Here is a 21,362-nt window from a genome sequence, read left to right as displayed (position 1 = left end):
CGCCGGCCGGACCAGGAGCCGTACCGAATGCGTTACGGACTTGTTTCTCGGCGGGACTAGTGCGCCGCGGCAACTGTTAACGAAGATGGAACCTCACCCAGTGTCACGGAGGACAGATGGCCCGCGTGGACGTACGCCCCCCTCGGCGGGCGCTCGCCCGGCGTACCTCATCGCTGCTCGCGGCATCGCTCGCGGCCGGCCTGGCGGTGGCCCTGGCGGTCGCGCCCGAGCTGGCCACCGCGGCTCCGACCTCGGCCACGGGGACCACCCCCGGCACCGGCGAGACCGCCCCCGGCGGTGAGCCGACCGACGACACGACCACGCCCCCGGTGGAGCCGACGGCGACCGAGCCGGTGCCGACCACCGCGCCCCCGACCCTGCCGCCCGACCCGACCACCCCGGCGCCCGCGCCGACCACCACGGCGCCCACCACCACCCCGCCGGGTGACCCGGCCCCGACGACCGCCGCGCCGACCACCACCCCGCCACCGCCGGACGGCGGCAAGCCGGCCCCACCGAACGTGCCCGCCCCGAGCCAGCCGAACGCCGACGGGCTCGGAGTCCGGGTGACCACCCGGGACCTGGTGCTGGGTCGCTCCTACTGGAACGCGAAGAGCACCGTGACCACCCTGCGGGTCACCGTGGAGAACACCGGCCGGATCGGCGAGCGGGTCCGGCTCGGCTACACCCTGCCCACCGGGCTGACCGACGCCGGGACGGCCGGCTGCGTCGCCGCGGGCGGCGGGAGCTGGGGCTGCGGCGAGTGGACCGTGGCGCCGGGTGCGCGCTTCACCAGCCTGATCAAGGTACGGGTCGCCGGCGACGCCTGGCGGCGGATGCCGCTGAGCGGCTCGGTCCGGGTCACCGCCACCGGGCCCGGCACCAGCGGCACCGTCGAGGACAACGAGGGCTTCGCGGTCCTCTTCCCGCCCGGCCCGCCGGTGCCCGGGATGGTGCTCGACGCCGAGGAGGTCGCCTTCGACATCACCGGCGGCGCGACCGAGTTGGCCGTCCGGCTGGGCAACACCGGCGAGGTGGACGCCACCGGACGGGTCGAGGTGGTCCTGCCGTCCGGGGTCAGCGTGCAGAGCCCTCCGCCGGCCTGCGCCGTGGTGTCGCCGACGCGTACCCGGTGCGACGTGGGCCTGCTGCCGACGGGGCGGACGCAGACCCTGCGGTTGCCGGTGGTCGCCACCCCGCAGGCCCAGCGCGAGGCGCCGCTGGCCGGCGCGGTGATCGGCGAGCTGGACCCGCGCAGCGGTCGCACCCGGCAGATGCGGATGAGCTTCCGTATCGTGGCGGCGGCGGCGCTGGCCACCCCGCCGGCGACCACCCCGACGCCGACCGGCTCCCAGGGCGTGCTCGCCGCGGCCGGCCGGAACGCGGACACCGGCGGGATGAGTTCGGTGCAGCGGATCGCGGTCGCCCTGATCGCGGTCTCGGTGCTGCTGGTCGTCCTGGCGCTCGCGCTGGCCACCACCTCGCTGCGCCGGCGGATGGGCGGACCGGCGCCGGACCCGACGGCGAATCCGGCGGCGGACTGAGCCGACCTCGCCGGTAAGGGTCACCGGCCGGTGATATGGATTACGGCGGCGGTCATGAAACGGCACAAATAAGGAAAAAAATCCGCCGAATCCATTCCCATTCGTCGGACCTCCACCAAGGTTGCCCTAACGGCTCGACGTAGGCTCTGGGGTGAGAAACGACAGCGGGCCGGACCAGCCACGGGTTGTTCGGCGCAGCGGCGCGTCAAGGAGGTCACGTGGCCGGGCAAGGCGGGGTCACCAACATGTTCAGCTGCCCGCGCGACGGGGCTGAGCGAAGCGAGGTGCAGGCGTGACCAAGCAGATCCGTCAACTGGACCGGGTGGTCATCCGGTTCGCCGGCGACTCCGGCGACGGTATGCAGTTGACCGGCGACCGGTTCACCTCCGAGACGGCGCAGTTGGGCAACGACATCTCCACGTTGCCCAACTTCCCGGCCGAGATCCGGGCGCCCGCAGGCACCCTGCCGGGCGTGTCGAGCTTCCAGGTGCACTTCGCCGACTACGACATCCTCACCCCCGGCGACGCGCCGAACGTGCTGGTGGCGATGAACCCGGCGGCACTCAAGGCCAACCTGGCCGACCTGCCGCGCGGCGCGGACATCATCGTCAACACCGACGAGTTCACCCGGCGCAACCTGGCCAAGGTCGGCTACGCGACCAGCCCGCTGGACGACGACTCGCTCGCCGGCTACGTGGTGCACCCGGTCGCGCTGACCTCGATGACCGTTGGCGCGCTGGCCGAGCACGAGGTGTCCAAGAAGGACGCCGAGCGGGCCAAGAACATGTTCGCCCTCGGCCTGCTCTCCTGGATGTACTCCCGGCCGTACGAGTCGACGCTGCGGTTCCTGGAGCGCAAGTTCGCCGCCCGGCCGGAACTGGTCGCGGCGAACGTGGCCGCCTTCCGGGCCGGCTGGAACTTCGGCGAGACCACCGACTCCTTCTCGGTGCGGTACGAGGTGAAGCCGGCGAAGATGCTGCCGGGCACGTACCGGAACATCACCGGCAACGCGGCGCTCTCGCTCGGCCTGGTGGCCGCCGGGGTCCGCTCCGGGCTGCCGGTGTTCCTCGGGGCGTACCCGATCACCCCGGCGTCGGACATCCTGCACGAGCTGAGCAAGCACAAGCGGCTCGGCGTGGTCACCATGCAGGCCGAGGACGAGATCGCCGCGGTCGGCGCCGCGCTGGGCGCGTCGTACGGCGGGGCGCTCGGCGTCACCACCACCAGCGGTCCCGGCGTGGCGCTGAAGAGCGAGACCATCTCGCTGGCCGTCGCGCTGGAGCTGCCGCTGGTCATCGTGGACGTACAGCGGGCCGGGCCGTCCACCGGCATGCCGACCAAGACCGAGCAGGCCGACCTCAACATGGCCCTGTACGGCCGGCACGGCGAGGCCCCGGTCGCGGTGATCGCGCCGAAGTCGCCGTCCGACTGCTTCCACGCGGCGCTGGAGGCGGCCCGGATCGCGCTGACCTACCGCACCCCGGTGCTCCTGCTGTCGGACAACTACGTCGCCAACGGCTCCGAGCCGTGGCTGCTGCCCGACGTGGAGTCCCTGCCCGACCTGCGGGTCGAGTTCGCCAGCGCGCCGAACGGCGAGGACGGCACCACCTTCCTGCCGTACCTGCGGGACCCGGAGACGCTGGCCCGGCCGTGGGCCGTCCCGGGCACCCCGGGGCTGGAGCACCGGATCGGCGGTCTGGAGAAGGCCGACAAGACCGGCGACATCTCGTACGACCCGGCGAACCACGACTTCATGGTGCGCACCCGGGCGGCCCGGATCGAGACGATCCCGGTGCCGGACGTCGAGGTGGACGACCCGGACGGCGACGCCCGGGTGCTGGTGCTCGGCTGGGGCTCGACGTACGGCCCGATCGGCGCGGCCTGCCGTGGCCTGCGCCAGCGCGGGCTCTCCGTCGCCCAGGCGCACCTGCGGCACCTGGCTCCGCTGCCGGCCAACCTCGGCGAGGTGCTGCGCTCCTACGAACGGGTGGTCATCCCCGAGATGAACCTCGGCCAGCTCGCCCACGTGATCCGGGCGACGTACCTGGTCGACGCCATCGGCTACAACCAGGTCCGCGGCCTGCCCTTCACCGCCGCCGAGCTGGAGACGATGTTGGAAGAGGTCCTGAAGAATGTCTGAGCCCGTCGCCCTCAAGCTCACCGCGAAGGACTTCAAGTCCGACCAGGAGGTGCGCTGGTGCCCCGGCTGCGGCGACTACGCCATCCTGGCCGCCGTGCAGGGGTTCATGCCGGAGCTGAACATCCCCCGGGAGAACATCGTCTTCGTCTCGGGCATCGGCTGCTCGTCGCGCTTCCCGTACTACATGAACACCTACGGGATGCACTCCATCCACGGCCGTGCCCCGGCGATCGCCACCGGCCTGTCGGTCTCTCGGCCGGACCTGTCGGTCTGGGTGGTCACCGGTGACGGCGACGCGCTCTCCATCGGCGGCAACCACCTGATCCACGCGCTGCGTCGCAACGTCAACCTCAAGATCCTGCTCTTCAACAACCGGATCTACGGCCTGACCAAGGGGCAGTACTCGCCCACCTCCGAGGTCGGCAAGATCACCAAGTCGACCCCGGTCGGCTCGGCGGACGCCCCGTTCAACCCGCTGTCGCTGGCGCTCGGCGCGGAGGCCACCTTCGTCGCCCGCACGATCGACTCCGACCGCAAGCACCTCCAGTCGGTGCTGCGGGCCGCGGCCCAGCACGAGGGCTCGGCGTTCGTGGAGATCTACCAGAACTGCAACATCTTCAACGACGGCGCGTTCGACCAGCTCAAGGAGCCGGCCACCCGGGACGACTTCCTGATCCGGCTGGAGCACGGGCAGCCGATCACGTTCGGCGCCGACGGCCAGTTCTGCGTCGTCCACCCGCCGGGCGGCTTCGGCCTGGAGGTGCGGGAGACCGCCACCACCCCGGCCGAGGACATCGTCGTGCACGACGCCACGGTGACCGACCCGGCGTACGCGTTCGCGCTGTCCCGGCTGCCCGGGCTGGACCTGCGCAACACCCCGATCGGGGTGTTCCGCTCCGTCGACCGCCCGTCGTACGACAGCGTGGTGCAGGAGCAGGTCGCCACGGCCAAGGCGACGGTCACCGAGACCCCCGAACAGCAGCTCGCCGGCCTCCTGGCCAGCGGCGACACCTGGACCATCCTCTAACCCCCCACCCCGTACCTCCCCGCCCTCCCACCCCGCCCCACGCACGCACTTACAGAGAAAGAGTGGCTATCCGAGGCGGAATAGCCACTCTTTCTCTGTAAGTGCGCCCAGAGGGGGCGAGGGGGGTCAGGGGGTGGGGGTGGTGGCGGTGGGGCGGTCGTCGCGGACGTGGACCAGCATGTCGCCGGTCTCGATCACCGCGCCGGCCCGGTCCGCCAGGGTGACCACCTTGCCCCGCCGCACCAGCGCGATCACCAGCGACTCCAGCTCGCGCGGGGACTTGCCCACCTCGTGCCGCTCGGCCGACCGCATCGCCAGCGCCATGCCCTGGCCGGGGGTGAGCAGGTCCTCCACCACGTCGATGAGCGGCGGGGCGGAGGTGGACAGGCCCAGCAGCCGGCCGGCGGTGGCCGAGGAGACGATCACGTGGTGGGCGCCGCTCTGCCGCAGCAGCGGGGCGTTCTCCGCCTCCCGTACCGCGGCGATGATCCGGACCTGGCCGGCGGTGAGCTGCCGGGCGGTGAGCGCCACCAGCACCGAGGCGTCGTCGCTGTCGGTCGCGATGATCACCGCCTTGGCGTTGCGGACGTGCGCCTCCTCCAGCACCGACGAGCGGGTGGCGGAGCCCTCGATCGCGACCAGGCCGGCGGAGGTGGCCTGCCGCAGGGCCGTCCCGCTGCGCTCCACCACCACGATCCGGGACTTGTCCAGGCCGTTCTCCAGCAGGGCGGAGACCGCGCTGCGACCCTTGGTGCCGTAGCCGCAGATGATGACGTGGTCCTTCACGGTCCTCCTCCACCGGCCCAGGCGTCGGCCGGTCCGGTACTGCTCGGTCAGGACTTCCAGGGTGGTGCCGACCAGGATGATCAGGAAGATCACCCGGGCGGGGGTGACGAACAGGACGTTCACCAGCCGGGCCGAGGGGGTGAACGGGGTGATGTCGCCGTACCCGGTGGTCGAGAGAGACACGACCGCGTAGTAGAAGCAGTCGAGGAGGGTCAGCCCGTCCTCGTTGACGTCGCGGTAGCCGTCCCGCTCCAGGTAGACCACCGCGACCACGGCCAGCACCAGACCGAGGGCGGCCGCCAGGCGGATACTCAGCGCGCTGAGCGGACCCCGCCGCTGCGCGGGAAAGTGGATCACCGTGGGGCCTGCCCCGACCTCGCCGTCGCCTGCACGACCACAACATAGCGGTTGGTCGCCGTTGCGCACGTCGGGGTGGCGTACGGGACGGCCGTCCGGGCCGGCAGCGGGCATGATGGGTTCAGTCCATCGCCCCACCGCGAGGAGGCCCCCATGTCGTTGCTGCGACGGGTGATCGGCGCGGTGCTGCGCCGGGTGCGTCAGCGCCAGGGCCGCACCCTGCGCGAGGTGGCCGAGGCGGCGGGGGTGTCCCTGCCGTATCTGTCGGAGGTGGAGCGCGGCCGCAAGGAGGCCAGCTCCGAGGTGCTGGCCGCGATCTGCCGTGCCCTCGGGATCAGCCTCTCCGACCTGCTGGAGGAGGCGCGCGACGACCTGCGGCGGGTCGAACGGCGGGTCCCCGCCGCGCCCCGGGCCGCGCTCGCCCGGCTGGACCGGGTGCCGGCCGCCCGTGGCGACGCCGCCGGCCCGCGCCTGCGTGTCGGGTTCCACCCGGACTCCCCGGCGCCCGAGCCGCGGGCGGCGACACCCGTGGCCGGCGAGCGGCTGTTCCGCCTCGACACCGCGCCCACGGCGACCGCTGGCCGCCTGCTGCACGTGGCCGGGTCGGCCTTCGGCCCGGGCGCGACGGGGTCGGCCCTCGGCGTGCCGGCTCCGCAGCTCGGTGCGCCGGTCGGCGGCGCGGGCCTGCGGGTCCGGCTGTTCCCCTCCGCGCCGCCCGCTCGCCCCGCTGCGCGTACCTCCCGGTTGCTGGCCCGGCGGCGGGCCCGGGCGGGCCGGCGGCGGCTGACCGCCCGGTAGGGCCCGGCCGGTTCTGCCGTCGGCGGATCTGCCGCCGGCAGAAACGCTGGGGGCCCGACCACCGCCGGGCGCAGGCTGGGGACGTGCCGGTCCCCCGGGCGGATCTCCTCGCCCGCCGGCAGCGCGGAGGGTGGCCACGATGATCGGGTACGACGTACGGATGCTGGCCGACGGACAGCCGTCCTTCGGTGACCACGTCTTCGAGCGGCTGCTCAAGGAGCGGATCATCTTCCTCGGCACGGAGGTCACCGACGCCTCGGCCAACCAGATCTGCGCCCAGATCCTGCTGCTCGCCGCCGAGGACAGCGAGCGGGACATCTACCTCTACATCAACTCGCCGGGCGGCTCGGTGAGCGCGGGCATGGCCGTCTACGACACCATGCGCTACGTCCGCAACGACGTGGCCACCCTGGCCCTCGGCTTCGCCGGCTCGATGGGGCAGTTCCTGCTCTGCGCCGGGGCGGCGGGCAAACGCTTCGCGCTGCCCCACTCGCGGATCATGATGCACCAGCCGTCCGGCGGGATGGGCGGCACGGCCGCCGACATCACCATCCAGGCGGAGAACATGCTGCACGTGAAGCGGACCATGCAGGAGCTGATCGCCCAGCACAGCGGCCGGACCCTCGACGAGATCCAGCGCGACTGGGACCGCGACCGGTGGTTCACCGCCGAGCAGGCCCGCGACTACGGCCTGATCGACCAGGTCCTGACCCACGTCGACCAGCTCGCCGGCTGATCCCGTCCGCCCGGCGCGAATGACCACGGCCGGCGGCACGTGCCCCGCCGGCCGGCGGCCCGCGTGCCGCCGGTGTCCCGCCGGCACCCACGTCGGCGGCGCGGCACGGCACCGGCGACCGGTGGACATCGAGGACGGATGCGGCGGACCCGCCCCCTCGATCGTGTCCGTCGACCGCCCCGGCCGGAGCCGGGACCGGCGTTCCTCGATACCCGCCGAGCCTATGCCGCAGCGGTCCGGCGCGCTCCGGACGAGGGCGCAGCGCTTTCCGATCAATTCTTGTTACATCCGCCGTCGTCCCGGGCGGCCGGCGGCCCACGGCCGTCCGGGACCCTCGCGCGGGCCCCGCGACCGTGTCCGCCGGCCGCCGGTCCGGTACGGCCGAGCGGACGTCAGGGGTAGCTGACGACCGGGCTGGTGCCGTACTCGCCGACCACCGGTACGCCGACCTCGTTGATCGTCTTCTCGATGCCACCGCTGCCGTCGAGGAAGACGGTCACCATGTGGTGGAAGCGCACCCCGTCGCGGTGGGGCGCCTCGATCCCCCGGTCACAGCGGATGTCGACGCCCTGGTTGAAGTACGAGTAGACGCCGAGGCCCCAGGCCTCGTGCTCGCGTACCCCGTCGGCGACCTTGTACGACGCCCAGCCACGCCCGGTCGGGCTGCGCCAGGCCGCCTGGCTCGGCGGGTCGTACGGCAGCTCGCTCTGGTAGAAGACCGTCCGGCCGCGCTCGCCGTTCCAGACGGTCTGGTAGCGCTGGTAGTGCTCCACGAAGAGCCCGTACGCGGTCACGTCGTCGCCGTTGACGACGACGCCGGTGTCGGCGGTGTTGGCCGTCCAGCCGATGCCGTTGCCGTGGTCGCCCCGCCAGGCCCAGACGTTGTCGATCAGGGTGTGGTGGCTGTTCACCACCAGGCTGGTCCGGGCCCGGCCGACCCACGGTCCGCCGATGCGGAAGAAGAGGTCGTGCACCGAGATCGGGTCGTCGGCGTGGTCGCGGCGGGAGTGCCGGTGGCCGATCTCGACGAGCGTCGCCGACTCCTGCTCGCCCGCGTCGACCAGGATGCCGGCGATGCGCACGCCGTCGACGTCGGCGACCCGCAGCGCGGCGTCCCCGGTGGTCGGGGCGAGGCTCGGCATGCCGAGACCGAGCACGACGGTGCCCGGGTGGATCACCCGGAGGGCCCGGTCCAGCCGGTAGACGCCGGGGGTGAGCAGCAGGTGCTTGCCGCGCGCCAGTTCCCGGTTGATCCGCTGGGCGTCGTGCTCGGGGCGGGCGACGAAGAAGGCGCGCAGCGGCAGCGACCGGGTGGCGACGCCGCCCGACGCCCAGCTCGTGCCGGCGGTGTCCCGGCGCAGCCCCGGCACGGCGACCCGCCAGCGCCCGGCGGCGTCGACGAAGAGGTACGGCTTCTCCCGGGTCACCGGGCTGGTCGCCAGCGTGGTGTACGGCGGGTTCGGGAAGCCCTGGGCGGGCGCGCCGAGGACGCCGGAGAAGACCTGGTTCCAGACGCCGTTGGTCCAGTCGCCGCCGAGTTCGCTGTCCCGGGTGAGCCACTGCTGCTGGGAGCCGTTGATGGTGATGCCGTCCACCTTGGAGTCGGCGATGAAGCCGCCGCTGGAGTAGCCGCCGTTGCCAGGCTCCAGCCAGAGGATGCCCTTGACGTGCACCCGGCGCATCGGCGACGCCTGCGAGACGGCCCACTGGTTCGACCAGTCGGTGGGAGTGACGGAGAGGTTCTCGACCGAGCGCCAGAAGTTGGTCAGCGCGGAGATGCCGGCCGGCGAGTTCGGGTCGGGCTGGCCGACGACGCGTACCGCGCCGCGGATGTCGACGTCGTCGGGGTGCTCGCCGAGGCCGGCGACGGTCGTGTAGTAGCCCAGTCGGGCGTCCACGTCGTACCGGCCGGGCTTGAGCAGCACCGCGTACCGGTCGGTGCCCATCTCGTTGCGTTCCTGCCGGGCGAAGAGCCGGTCGAAGGTGGACTGGATCTCGGCGGCGGGGGTGCTCGGGTCGTACACGAAGACGTTCGGTCCGAAGTCGGGCTCCGGTTCGTCGTGGCGGGCGGGCGCGGCGGAGGCGGCGGTCGGGACGAGCCCGGCCGCCGCGGTGGCCGCGGCGAGGGTCAGCAGTTGGCGGCGGGACGGGTGGAAGTAGGAGGTCATCGGCCTGCCTGTCGGTGGTGGTCGGCCCCACGACCAACGAGAGAGCGCTCTCTCGGATGGCCGTCGGGCGTCCCGCTGGAGGTAACAGGGGATGCCGCCGTTTCTACCGCCTCGACGCCGATCGCGCCAGAGGTCATCGCCGCGAACCTTGACCGGGACATCCGTTAGTCTAGACTTACCGTTCGTGACAACTTACCAAGGGCGGATGCTGGACGCCCTGGGCGACCCGACCCGACGGTCCATCTTCGAACTCCTCGCCGTCGGCCCCCGCTCCGTCGCCGAGATCGCCGCCGACCTGCCGGTCAGCCGCCCTGCGGTCTCGCAACACCTGAAGGTGCTCAAGGAAGCCCGACTCGTCTCGTCCACCCCGGTGGGCACCCGTCGCGTCTACGCGCTGGACCCGCAGGGCCTGGCGGCCGTACGCGGCTACTTCGACCAGTTCTGGAACCAGGCCCTGGCCGCGTTCGCGCAGGCCGTGGAACAACCGGAGGAGAAATCGTGACAACCGACGTCGACGAGCCGACCGTCGTCCGCAGCAGCATCGAGGTCGCCGCCGCGCCCGACCACGCCTTCACCGTCTTCACCCGCGGCCTGGACCGCTGGTGGAACCGACACCACCACCTGCTGCCCGGCGAACTCAAGCAGGTCGGCGTGGACCCGCACGAGGGCGGACGGGTCTGGGAGGAGAACGACGCCGGCGAGGTGTGCGTCTGGGGCCGGGTGCTCACCTGGGAGCCACCCCGCACCTTCGCCTTCTCCTGGCTCATCGGCCCGGACTGGGCGGTGCCCGCACCGGACGCGACCGGCAGCCGGGTCACCGTCACGTTCACCCCGACCGACCGGGGCACCCGGGTCGACCTGGTCCACGACCGGCTCGACGCGCACGGGCCCGGTTGGGAGGGCGTCCGCGCCGGGGTGGGCGGCGAGGGCGGCTGGCCCGGCCTGCTGCGGCACTACGCGGCCGAGGTCTGAGGCGAAGGCGGCCGGAACGCCCGGGCGGCGTCCCGATCCGGATCGGACCGGGACGCCGCCCAGGTGGGTCAACCCGCGGCGACCCGCCAGGCCTCGGCGAGCTTGAGCACCGCCCTGGTCGGCTCGCCGACCAGCAACGCGTGCTCCGCGTCGGCGGTCAGCGTGGACGTCCGCCCGGCCGAGGCGGCCGTGGTCCCGTCCCGCGCGATCGCCGCCTGCGCGACGTCCCGCAGCGCCGACACCAGCAGCTCGTGCTGCGCGGCCCCGTCCCGCTCGGTGAGGGCCAGCAGGGCCGAGACCGCCACCAGGTCCTTGACGACCCGGCGCTCGTCGCGGACCGAGCCGTCGGCGTGCCACGACCTCCCGTCGCGCAGCGACCGGTCCAGCAGGGCCAGCGCGGCGCGGATCCGGCCGTCGCCCTCGACCGCCGCCAACCCGGCGCGCAGCTCCCGCACCCGGTCCCGGGTCGGATCGGTACGCAGACCCCAGCCGTACGGGTACAGCGGGTCGTAGCCGGCGTCGCCGACGTTGACCGGCTCCTGCGCCAGCGAACGCGGCCAGGACACCGGCAGCCGACCAGTGAACGGGCGCTTGCCGAAGAGCACGTCCGCCACGCCGGCGCCCTCGGTGCCGGGCAGCCAGGAGGCCACCACGGCGTCCGCCCCGGCGAGCGCGTCGTCGAGCACGAGCGGGCGACCCGACACCACAAGCACGACGCAGTCGGCCACCGCCGCGCAGACCTTCCGGACGAGGTCCCGCTCGGCGGCGCTCACCGTCATGGTGAACCCGTTGTTGCCGACGTCGCCCTGGCCCTCGGCGTACGGCCGCTCGCCGATGACGACGACGGCCCGGTCGTGCCCGGCCAGCGGCGCGGAGGCGTCGGCGCTGAAGGTCACCTCGGCGTCCGGGGCCACCTGCCGGATGCCCTCGACGATGCTGGTGCCGGGGGTGATGTCGCCGTTGCCGCCCTGCCAGGTGATGGTCCAGCCGCCGGCCTGCGCGCCGACGTCGTCGGCGTTGCCGCCCGCGACGTAGACCTTGCCGGTGGTGGGCAGCGGCAGCACCCGACCGTTGTCGCGGAGCAGCACCTGCGACTTCGCCGCCGCCTCGCGGGCCACCGCCCGGTGCGCGGGCGAGCCCACGTCGGCCAGGTGGGTCCGGTCGGTGAACGGCTGCTCGAAGAGGCCGAGGTGGAACTTCTGGGTCAGGATCCGGCCGACCGCGTCGTCGATGCGGGACATCGGCACCGTCCCGGCCTCGATCTCCGCGAGCAGCGTCTCCTCGAAGCGCTGGTACTCGTTCGGCACCATGATCATGTCGAGTCCGGCGTTGATCGAGGTGCGCACGTCACTGGCGTAGTCGCCGGGGATCTGGTCGATCGCGGCGTAGTCGCTGATCAGGAAGCCGTCGAAGCCGATCTTCTGCTTGAGGACGTCGGTGAGCAGCTCCTTGTGGGCGTGCATCTTGACCGGGTTGCCCACCCCGTCGTCGGTGAAGTCTACGCTGGAGTACGACGGCATGATCGTCCCGGCGTGGTGCCGGCGCACCGCCGGCACGTACGGCCCGAGGTGGACGCGGTCGAACTCGGCCCGGCTCATCGTGGTGACGCCCTGGTCGATCCGGTACCCCCCACTGCCCGGCTGGTACGTGGTCCCGCCGTCGCCGGCGTAGTGCTTCACCGAGGCGAGCACCCGGTCGGCGTTGTCGCGGTCGGCGAGCGAGCGGCCCTGGAGCCCGTCGATCACCGTCTCGTTGGCGACCACCAGCGCCGGGTCCTCCCCGAAGGACTCGTAGGTACGCCCCCACCGGTCGTCGCGGGCCACGCAGACACAGGGCGCGAACGCCCACTGCGGCCCGGTCGCCCGGGTCTCCTTCGCGGTGACGTGCCCGGCCCGCTCGACCAGGCCCGGGTCACGGGCCGCGCCGAGCCCGATGTTGTGCGGGAAGATCGTGGCGCCCCGGAGGTTGCCGTGGCCGTGCACCGAGTCGACGCCGTAGACCAGCGGGATCTGCAACCGGGTCTGCAGCGCGCGGGTCTGGTAGCCGTCGACCATGTCCGCCCAGGACGCCGGGGTGTTCGGGTCGGGCACCGAGCCGCCGCCGGAGAGCAGCGAGCCGAGCCGCCAGGTGGCCGGGTCGTCGGGGGCGTCGAGGGCGTTGCGCTCGGCCTGGGTCATCTGGCCGACCTTCTCCTCCACCGACATCCGCCCGAGCAGGTCCGCGACCCGCTCCCGGACCGGCCGCGACGCGTCCAGGTACGGCAGGCCGTGCGCGTTGACCACGATGTTCGGCAGGTCCTCGGTGACGGCGACGCCGCTGCCGGAGATGGTCAGCGGGATGTTCTCCGCCGTCTCGGCCCGGTCGTCGGGGCGTGTGGACACGGTGATCTGCCGGGTGGTGCCGGACGCGGTGCCGGCGGGGAGGACGAACTCACCCTCGACCGGCTCGTAGTCCTCGCCGGCGGTGGCGGACCCGCTGCCCGTGGCGTACCGGAGGGTCACGTCGCGCTCCAGCGGCGCGCCACCGGTGGTGGTGAGCCGGAGCGTCACGGTCGCCGACCCACCCTCGTCGAGCAGGCTGACCGCCGGGGTGGCGTCCACCCGCACGGTCGGCTTCACCTCGGGTACGCCGTACACCTGGACGTCGTCGATGCGGAAGGTGTCGGCGTAGCCGGAGCGGGGCTGCATGGCGTAGCCCCACATCCGGTCGAGGTCCAACTCCTTGTTGATGCCGCCGACGGGCTGGTAGTCGGTCCGGTACGCGAACCGGGAGAAGGGGATCTCGACCAGCCGCCAGCCGACCCAGTCCTCGGTGAAGCTGGTGGTCCAGAGCTCGCTGTGGTCGGCGTCCGCCCCGCCGTCCTTGATCTCCAGGTCGATCCGGCGGCCGGCGCCGGGCGCGGCCGGCGGCACGGTCAGCGGGCTGAAGTACCAGAACCGGAACCCGCCGAAGCGGCTCCAGTCCTGCGGGTCGGTGTCGAAACTCAGATTGTGCGAGAAGCCCGCCCAGCTGGTGGTGGTGTCGACCGCCACGGCCAGGGCCTGGTTGCCGGCGGGCGCGCCGTCGCGGGGCGCGTCGACGTAGCTCAGCTTCGGCACGCGGGAGGCGTCGCCGGCGAAGGTGGAGACACCGGGCTGCCCCGCGGGCGGGTCCAGCGGCGGGCGCGGGGCCTCGAAGTCGGCGACCGTCGCCACGTTGGTGAACAGCTCCACCTGGTCGAAGCGCAGCTCACCGGCGCCCTGCGGCAGGTTGACCGCGAACCCCCACATCCGGTCGAGCTGGAGTTCCCGGTCCTTCGGACCGTCGGCCGGCTGGTAGCTGGTGCGCCAGGCGAATTCCGGGAAGGTCGTGCGGACCTGCTTCCAGCCGGTGGAGTCGTCGACGAAGGACGACTCCCACAGCTCCGACGCCTCGCCGTGCGCGCCACCGTCCTTGATCTCGAACTGGACGCTCCGGCCGCTGCCCTCCCCCTTGACCCAGAACGAGAACCCGTCGTACGCCCGCCAGTCCTGGTGGCCGTCCGGGGCGGTGAAGTTGTGGGTGAAGCCGCCCCAGCCGTCGATGTCGTACCGGACGGCGAAGGCGTCGTCGCCGTCACCCGCGCCCGGCCGGTCGCCCGTCGCGACGGTGGCCACCTCGGGCCGCTCGGCGTCGGTGGAGGCGAAGAGCGCGACCTCGGGCGGGACGCCGTCCTCGTAGTCCTCGACGGTCCGCCGGACGCCGGCCGGCGGCGGCTCGGCGGCGACGGCGCGGGCCGTGACGTGGTCCGGCACGGCCTGCGCCACCGTCGGTGTGACCAGTAACGACGCGGGCAGGGCGAGGGCGAGCAGGGCGGCGGTCCGGGTACGGGAACCGCCCCGCCGCCTGCGATCAGGGTCGGGGTGCACGGTGCCTCCTGTGGTGGGGGTGGGGGTACGCGGGCAGGGTGGATCGACCGCGCGCCGGCGGGGCTCGCGGCGGGTGGACAGACGGGCGTCACCGACGGGTACGGGCGGTGCGTCACGGTAGGGTGACGTGAGAACGCTCTCCGTCGATTGTTGTAAGGGACAACATATTGGCTGACGTCGCTCCAGGGAAGTAACGAAACGGTAACGGGGTGCGACGGAGGTGGATGTCCCGCCCTCCGGGCCGCTCGGCGGGCCCCCACCGGTACGCGAAAGGCGGCTGCCGTACCGGCACGGCAGCCGCCTTCCATCCGGACCACTCGGCAGCGAGCGCCACCCACCGCGGGCTCACGCGGGCCGGCGGGGAACGGTCAGGAGTACACGCCCCGCACGGCGTCGACGAACGCCTGCCCGCGCGACGAGGGCGGCGCGTCCTTCGTCGGGAACAGCTCCATCCGCAGGGCGTTCGTCAGTTCGAGCTGGACCCCTTGACCGTCGGCGTCCTTGTTGACGAAGTTCTCCGGCAGCGTGCCGGCGACGTTACCGGTCGCGGGGTAGACCACGTTGATGCCGTCGATGGCGCCCAGGGCCGCCGCCAACTCGGCACCGGTGGCGGCGTCCCGCCCACCGATGTGGACCGTCTTGTCCGAGCCGGCCATGCCGTGGATCGACAACGCGTGCGTCCGCTGGCGGATCAGGATCAGGCACTCCTCGACGTCCCAGTTGGTGCTGGTCACGTGCAGCCTCGGGAAGTTCTGGCCGGCCGGCAGCGTGCCCTTGAACTGGCACTGGGTGTGCTCGGCGCCCGCGATCGCGCTCGCGATCTCGCTGGTACGCGGCTCGATCGCGCCGCCGTGCGGGGCGACGACGATCAGCGGTGAGCCGGTGACCGTCCAGGTGAGGTCGTAGGCCTCCCCCTCCTTCTCGACCTTGCGCAGCGCGGTCATCGACGGGTACTCGGCGACGCTGCCCGGAATGGTGCCCACCTCCTGCCGCGACGACGGCGCCGACGCCTGACCCAGCCCGACCGCGCCGTGGCCCGCCAGCAGGACGAGCGGAACGGCGAGGGCACTGAGGATCCACTGTGTATGACTGTTCACGACTCTCCTGTCGATACTCGGATCCGCAGTATCGACCACGGCCACCGACGGTCGCTGCCCCGTCACCGACCCGGCGGACAGATCGCGGCGGACCTGACGAGCGGCCGGCGAGGCTGCCTCGCCGGCCGCTCGTCACCGTGGGCTCGGCCGGTCACCTGCCCCGGTCGGCCGCCGACCCGCCCGGAGTCGACCTCTGGTAGCCGATGCCCGAACCGTAGGGGTAGAGGACGCGCGTGTCGTCCGGGGTCCGGACGGTGACCGGGAGGCGGCCGACCGGCTCCGCCCCGACCAGGACATCCGCCAGGGCGACGAGTGAGACGTCCCGGTAGCCGTACGCCGCCACGTAGGTGGGCGCGGCCGGGAAGTAGGCGATGTCGTACGGTCCGCCGACGGAGACGGTCACCACCGGGGTGTTCGTCGCCAGCAGCGCGGTGACGAGGTTCTGCTGGTTCACGTCGCCCCAGGCGTTGTTGGTCAGCACCACGACCACGTCACTCGCGCCGGCCGCCGCCACCACCTGGCGGATCGTCTGTTGGTCCGGCGACCCGGTCCACATCGGGGTCGCGACCAGGCCCTTGGACGACAGTTGGTTGGCCAGGGACGGCACCGCGTTGACGCCCCAGCCGGTGACCAGCACGTGGCGACCGGAGTTCGCCGGCAACGGCAGCACACCGGCCTGGTTGCGCAGCAGGGTGATCGAGCGACGCGCGGCGTCCGCCATGACCTGCTGGGCGGCAGGCGTGCCGACCGTCGAGTCGACCGCCTCGCTCGTGGTGAACGGGTCGTCGAAGAGCCCCAGCTCGGCCTTCATCCGCAGGATCCGGTACACCGACTGGTCGATGCGGTGCCGGCTCACGGCGCCGGTGCGTACCGCGTCGAGCACCGTGGCGATGGCGGCGGGCGGATCCGTGGGCAGGAGCAACTCGTCATTGCCGGCCCGGATCGCGCCGAGGATCACCTCCTCCTGCGGGATGGCCGCCAGCGCGTCGGCGCGCAGCGCATCGGTGACGACCACGCCGTCGTAGTGCAGCGTGTCGCGCAGCAGCCCGGTCACGATGGGCCGGGACAGGATGGCCGGCGTCAGGGAGGGATCCAGCGCGGGCACGATCACCGCCGTCGGCATGATCGACTTCACTCCGGCGGCGATCGCCGCCCGGAACGGCGGAATGTGCGTACGCAGCATCTCCTCGCGGGTCGCGTCGACGACCGCGATCCCCGTGTCGGGGTTGGCCTCCGCGTCGCCCAGGCCGGGGAAGTGCTTCGCCGTGGCAGCCACCCCGCTGCCCTGGTACCCGAGGACGGCTGCGGCGCCGAACGCGGACACCGTCTCGGTCCGGTCGCTGAAGGCACGCGTCCCGTCGGCCGTGTTGCGGGGGTTGGTGTTGACGTCCACCACGGGCGCGTGGTCCATGTTGATGCCCATCGCCCGGAGCTGCCTGCCGGTCACCGCGGCCGTCGAGAACGACACGTCGCGGTCGAACGTCGCCCCGATCGCCATGTTGCCCGGCGAGATCGCCGACGGGGGCGGGATCCGGGTGACGACGCCACCCTCCTGGTCGGTGCTGATCTGCAGCGGTACGCCGTGGTCGGCCGACGCCGCCCGTTGCAGACCGTTCGACAGCAGCGCGACCTGCTGCGGGTTGTTCAGGTTGTTGGTGTTGGTGAAGTAGATGATGCCGCCGGGGTGGAACTTCGCCAGCAGCTCCGCCCCGTTGCGGACGTCACTGCCGTAGAGCGCCTGGTTGGCCGCCACATCGGTGGGGTTCGTCGTCGTCGCGGTGTCCCCGTTCACCTGGAGGACGAACATCTGGCCGACCTTCTGCGCCAGGCTCATCTCCGCCATCACCGTTCGGATCCGCCGGTCCACCGGGTCGTCCGGAGCCGGACCGCCGTCGGCCCGGTACCCGACAGCCTCGGGAACCGCGCCCACCCCGGCCGATCCGCCGGCGGAGAGAACGAGGCCGCACGAGGTGACGAGCACGACGGGAACCCGCAGCACAGCGTGGGTGAGCCGACGGAACATAGGGTTGCCCTCCAGCGATCAGTGACCTCGACGGTCGGGGTCCACCTCCACGCACCCTGCCCGTCTGGACATGAATGTGGGGTTCTGTCGCTTTCGAATCACCCGAGAGTGGCGGAACGCCGAGGACGGTCGCTGGTGGCCGAGGGGGTTCGAGCGGTATCCCTTCCTCACGACGCGTCTGTTGGTCTGCCAAGATCGACGGATGGTGACCGAACGGCCTGTGGTGATCGCTGTATGCGGGTGCCCCGGAGCCGGGAAGACCACCATTGCCGCTGCCACGGCTGGCCGTCTCGGCATCCCGTTCCTGACCCGGGACGAATTCAAGGTGGGCCTCGGGCTGTCCTCCGCCTCCGTCGCCCACGACGGCCGGGTCCGGCTCGGCCAGGACTTCCACGTCGCCGGCGGTCCCGTCAGCCGCCGGGCTGAGGGCGTCATGGTGGACGCCGTCCGACTGCTGGCGTCCTCGGGAGTGAGCTTCGTCGTCGAGTCCTCGGTGCTCTCCGACGAGCTGCTGGCTGTGCTGCCCCCGAGCACCCGAGTGCTGGCTGTGCACGTCGTCGCCCAGGAGGCGGTCATCGGCCGGCGGCTCGCCGCTCGGGCGGCCGACGGTGGAGCCGTCGACCAGCAACTCCTGTCCCTGTTCCAGCGGGGCGAGATGAAGCGGTCGATCTTCGCGCCACCGGCGGGCGTCGACGCCGTGGTCGAGATCGACACCTCGGACGACGGGACGCCGGCCGTCGAGACGATCATGGCAGCGGTCGTCGCCCTGCTCGTACCGTCGACGACGGGAGACGACTCGACACCGAGCGAGCCGGCCACGGAGCGTCGACCTGGGCACCCAGGAATCCGACGTCCGGGCCAGGCGGTGGAATCGCTCCGTCGAGGTTGAGGGAACGGTACTGCCGGAGCCTCTCCGGGGCCGGCCCGGTTGCGCCACTCGGCGGCGCACGGCCTTCCGACCCTCGGCCCCTCGACCCTCGACCCCCAGCCCTCAGCTGACGAGTTCGGCCGGCACTACTCCGCCGGCCGCATCGCGGCCTTCGACCATTGCGAAGAACGTGACCAGACCAGCCTGCGTGCAGTGGTCGACTACTGGTGGGCACCGTTCCACGACGCGAAGCGGAACGAGCCTGGCGCTGCCCTCACCCGAGCACCCTGGGTCCGGCTCAATCTGGGCTACCGCTGTCCGGAGGCGGAGAAGCCGGGCGAGGTCGACACCCAGACCAACGTCGTCCGGCCCTCATCCGGGTCTTGTCGGCACTGCTCCGTGCCGGTCGTGGTGAGCCGGGACGTACCGCAGATCCGGCTTCTGGCGGGTCGCTGATGATCCCGACTCTCCGCGAACGGCCTCTGCCGGGCCCATTCACCCGTCACGGGCGCTGACCTGCACGGACAGCGGCATTCAAGCATCCAAGATCATCGCACGCACGGGTGCACATAGCGGCTCCGGGTGACATGCACAGGCGACCGGTCGACGCGGGGGTATCCGCTGCTCAGGTGGCGTTTTGGCTGTTTCTCGAGGTGCCCCCGGCAGGATTCGAACCTGCGACACACGGTTTAGGAAACCGATGCTCTATCCCCTGAGCTACGAGGGCGCGAGGGCCTAGTCTAGCGACCTGTCGGTTCACCTGGGGTGGCAGGGAGTGGCCGACGCTCACCCACGTTCCCCGGACCGCCGTTGTCGCAGCCCAGGGAGTCGAATTTGGTGGCCCTGTCGGCGGCCGGAGTCCCGGGAGATCGGTGCGAGGCCGGCGTGCGCGGCGAACGCTGCCACCCGACCTCCGGGGTCCACCCAGCAACGACACAGTTCGATGTCCGGTTGCGGGTCCCGACGGACACCTGGAGCCCACCGCCGCCGACGTCGCCGCCCGTGGCTCGGCCAGCCGGTTTCGGAAAAGCCCGCTGTCTCCGTCGCGTTCAGCGAGGTCGCGCAGGTCGACGAGTAGTTGTACGGCGGCGGCGTAGCCGCGGGGTTTCTTCGTGGCGATGAGGTCGTCGACCCGCTGCCAGGCGGCGGGTTGGTCGACCGCGAGGGTGTCGAGGCGCAGCCCACAGCCGCCCGAACCCGGCCGGCAACCTCCGCTCGTCTGAGGTCACCTGGCACCTCCCTCGACGCGCTCGCGCGGTGCCGGGTGGAACAGAGCGACCGGGCCCTGTAACCGCGCCCCCAACTGTCCCCGCACCTTCCGCGTCCGTACCACCTTCACGACGCCGGCCCGTTCGAGCAGCCGTACTCGACAGCTGGCACTCCCCTTGGCTTTGGCGGTGTGCCGAACCAGCGGGAGAGCGCGTCTCGCAACGTGGCCCCGGCGGTGACGGTGGGTTCGTCGAGCGTCGCGGCCCAGGCGACGTGCCCGTCGGGGCGGATCAGGAGGACGTCTGCTGGTCGGGTGTCGGTCTTCGCGGCGCGGATGTCGACGCGAGCGACCCAGTCTCCGGCAATCTGGCGCAACTCGGGGCGGTCGGCAAGGTCGAGGAGGACGGGCCGTGCGGTGTGCATGAGCTCCGCGACGCTGGTTGTGCCCCGGTCGGTGTGCAGAATGAGGTCGGGTGCGAAGGTGCCGGCCAAGGCGTGGTGCCCGGTGCCCGGCATCGGGTAGCGGACGTCGGCATGAGCGACGAGTGCTCCCATCCGGCGCAGCGCCGGCTCGTCGACGACCAGTTCCTGGAAGACCTGCCGGAGCGCTTCGGCGGCCGGGTCGTGTCCGCGCCTCATGGCCGCCTGGGCTCGGGTCTGCAGCCGTGCACGTGCGCCGGCGAGGTGGCGCTCGTCGTGGTACGTGTCCAGCAGGCCGGCCGGCGCCCAGCCGTGGATGTCGGCGCCCAGCTTCCAGGCGAGGTTGACCGTGTCGAGCATGCCGACGGTGAGTGCCGTACCGGTGGCGGGGAACAGATGGGCTGCGTCGCCGGCCAGCATGATCCGCCCGTGGCGGTATCGTTCGGCCTGCCGATCCTTGAACGTGTAGCGCGACAGCCGGATCGGTTCCCCCAGCGGGAGGTCCGCGCCGAGCACACGGCGAGCGCTCTCTGCGAGTTCGGTCAGGGTCAGCGGTTCGTCGTCGTCGTACTCGGTGGTTTCGTCCTCGGTGATCTGCACGAACAGGACGCCGGCGGTGATCGCGAACGCGAACACACCGCGGTCCGTCCGCGTGAAACCCGCGCGGATCCGGCCCAGCCCGGGAACGTCGATGTCACCGTTGTCCAGCACCGTCACCGAGTCGGGCACCGTGACCTGGCCCAGCCTGTTGACCTCCGGGTAGGTCACGCCGGGGAACGCGATCCCCGCGAGGTCGCGGATCCGGCTGCGCCCACCGTCGCAACCGACCAGGTATCGAGCGGTCACTCGCGCGGGCCCGTCCGGCCCACGCACGTCCGCGGTCACCGTGGCATCGTCCTGGGTCACCCCGACCACGTCGTGTCCGCGACGGACGTCAGCGCCGAGTTCCCGCGCGCGTTCCTCGAGCAGTCGCTCGACCTCCCGCTGCGGAATTGGAAGCGCCCGCATCGGCGGATCCGCCAGGTGCGTGAAGTCCAGGTGCATGGTGCCGAACGGAAATCGAGGGGCCACCTGGGGATTGCTGCTGGCCTCCTCGAATCGCTCCAGAATTCCCCGGTGGCGCAGCAGGTCCAGGATCCGCCCGCCGAGGCCGCTGGCCTTCGGGATGTCTCGCGGCTGCGGGTGGCGCTCCAGCACCACCGTTCGGGCTCCGACCAGGCGCAATTCCCCGGCCAACATCAGGCCCGCCGGACCGGCGCCCACGATGATTACGTCAGTCTCCATTACTCGCCATTCCCCTCTGAGGTTCTCGTCGCCCCTGGCACCGCCG

Annotated in this window: 15 protein-coding genes and 1 tRNA gene; 9 read left to right on the top strand and 7 right to left on the bottom strand. The window is 72.2% G+C overall.

Translation table 11 applies throughout. The annotated features are described in order from the left end of the window. Positions 1-116: 116 nt before the first annotated feature. The 3 genes from GA0070614_RS19130 to GA0070614_RS19120 all read left to right on the top strand — a co-directional run bounded on the left by GA0070614_RS19130 (position 117) and on the right by GA0070614_RS19120 (position 4,711). Entirely contained in the window at positions 117-1,544 is a 1,428-nt protein-coding gene (locus tag GA0070614_RS19130) for a hypothetical protein (RefSeq protein ID WP_088977255.1), read from the top strand. 292 nt (positions 1,545-1,836) lie between these two features. After that, positions 1,837-3,684, top strand: a complete 1,848-nt coding sequence (locus tag GA0070614_RS19125; protein WP_088977254.1) for a 2-oxoacid:acceptor oxidoreductase subunit alpha — start codon at positions 1,837-1,839, stop codon at positions 3,682-3,684. Next, entirely contained in the window at positions 3,677-4,711 is a 1,035-nt protein-coding gene (locus GA0070614_RS19120; RefSeq protein WP_088977253.1) for a 2-oxoacid:ferredoxin oxidoreductase subunit beta, read from the top strand. Before GA0070614_RS19125 ends, GA0070614_RS19120 begins: the two co-directional genes overlap by 8 nt. A gap of 126 nt (positions 4,712-4,837) precedes the next feature. Here GA0070614_RS19120 and GA0070614_RS19115 read toward each other — a convergent pair whose 3' ends face one another. Beyond that, on the bottom strand, positions 4,838-5,854 hold the full coding sequence (locus GA0070614_RS19115) for a potassium channel family protein (RefSeq protein WP_088977252.1): 1,017 nt from the start codon (positions 5,852-5,854) through the stop codon (positions 4,838-4,840). Between the two features lie 153 nt (positions 5,855-6,007). Between GA0070614_RS19115 and GA0070614_RS19110 the strand changes: the two genes are divergently transcribed. Both GA0070614_RS19110 and GA0070614_RS19105 read left to right on the top strand, forming a co-directional pair. Continuing rightward, positions 6,008-6,652, top strand: a complete 645-nt coding sequence (locus GA0070614_RS19110; RefSeq protein ID WP_088977251.1) for a helix-turn-helix domain-containing protein — start codon at positions 6,008-6,010, stop codon at positions 6,650-6,652. A 139-nt stretch (positions 6,653-6,791) separates the two neighbouring features. Further along, entirely contained in the window at positions 6,792-7,388 is a 597-nt protein-coding gene (locus GA0070614_RS19105) for an ATP-dependent Clp protease proteolytic subunit (RefSeq protein ID WP_088979515.1), read from the top strand. Between the two features lie 392 nt (positions 7,389-7,780). Here the strand turns inward: GA0070614_RS19105 and GA0070614_RS19100 are convergent, their stop codons facing one another. Continuing rightward, positions 7,781-9,556: an adenylyl cyclase gene (locus GA0070614_RS19100; protein ID WP_088977250.1), complete on the bottom strand. Its 1,776-nt coding sequence runs from the start codon at positions 9,554-9,556 to the stop codon at positions 7,781-7,783. Positions 9,557-9,740: 184 nt separating this feature from the next. Here GA0070614_RS19100 and GA0070614_RS19095 point away from each other — a divergent pair, with 184 nt between their 5' ends. Further along, entirely contained in the window at positions 9,741-10,058 is a 318-nt protein-coding gene (locus GA0070614_RS19095) for an ArsR/SmtB family transcription factor (protein ID WP_231933331.1), read from the top strand. After that, positions 10,055-10,528 (top strand): SRPBCC domain-containing protein, encoded by a 474-nt coding sequence (locus GA0070614_RS19090; RefSeq protein WP_157745043.1) that lies wholly within the window; start codon positions 10,055-10,057, stop codon positions 10,526-10,528. Before GA0070614_RS19095 ends, GA0070614_RS19090 begins: the two co-directional genes overlap by 4 nt. 68 nt (positions 10,529-10,596) lie before the next feature. On the opposite strand, the gene GA0070614_RS19085 is transcribed toward GA0070614_RS19090, so the two are convergent. From GA0070614_RS19085 to GA0070614_RS19075, 3 genes are all read right to left on the bottom strand, one after another. Beyond that, positions 10,597-14,415 (bottom strand): carbohydrate binding domain-containing protein, encoded by a 3,819-nt coding sequence (locus GA0070614_RS19085; RefSeq protein WP_088977247.1) that lies wholly within the window; start codon positions 14,413-14,415, stop codon positions 10,597-10,599. A gap of 368 nt (positions 14,416-14,783) precedes the next feature. Next, positions 14,784-15,512: a poly-gamma-glutamate hydrolase family protein gene (locus tag GA0070614_RS19080; RefSeq protein ID WP_088977246.1), complete on the bottom strand. Its 729-nt coding sequence runs from the start codon at positions 15,510-15,512 to the stop codon at positions 14,784-14,786. 151 nt (positions 15,513-15,663) lie between these two features. Then, on the bottom strand, positions 15,664-17,535 hold the full coding sequence (locus GA0070614_RS19075) for a glycoside hydrolase family 3 protein (protein ID WP_088977245.1): 1,872 nt from the start codon (positions 17,533-17,535) through the stop codon (positions 15,664-15,666). A 70-nt stretch (positions 17,536-17,605) separates the two neighbouring features. On the opposite strand from GA0070614_RS19075, the gene GA0070614_RS19070 reads away from it, so the two are divergent. Together GA0070614_RS19070 and GA0070614_RS30285 are read left to right on the top strand one after the other, a co-directional pair. Then, the gene (locus GA0070614_RS19070) at positions 17,606-18,424 is read left to right on the top strand and encodes an AAA family ATPase (protein ID WP_088977244.1); all 819 of its coding nucleotides are present in this window, start codon (positions 17,606-17,608) and stop codon (positions 18,422-18,424) included. 192 nt (positions 18,425-18,616) lie between these two features. After that, complete coding sequence (locus GA0070614_RS30285) at positions 18,617-18,859, top strand: hypothetical protein (protein WP_157745042.1); 243 nt, start codon at positions 18,617-18,619, stop codon at positions 18,857-18,859. Positions 18,860-19,057: 198 nt separating this feature from the next. Here the strand turns inward: GA0070614_RS30285 and GA0070614_RS19065 are convergent. Together GA0070614_RS19065 and GA0070614_RS19055 are read right to left on the bottom strand one after the other, a co-directional pair. Continuing rightward, positions 19,058-19,130, bottom strand: a tRNA-Arg gene (locus GA0070614_RS19065). 608 nt (positions 19,131-19,738) lie between these two features. After that, complete coding sequence (locus GA0070614_RS19055) at positions 19,739-21,316, bottom strand: FAD-dependent monooxygenase (RefSeq protein ID WP_088977242.1); 1,578 nt, start codon at positions 21,314-21,316, stop codon at positions 19,739-19,741. Between the last annotated feature and the right edge of the window lie 46 nt (positions 21,317-21,362).

This window comes from Micromonospora coxensis (genome assembly GCF_900090295.1).
Lineage (GTDB): Bacteria > Actinomycetota > Actinomycetes > Mycobacteriales > Micromonosporaceae > Micromonospora > Micromonospora coxensis.
Note: the sequence above shows the minus strand (reverse complement) of the source record. Positions and strands in the feature narration are given on the sequence as shown.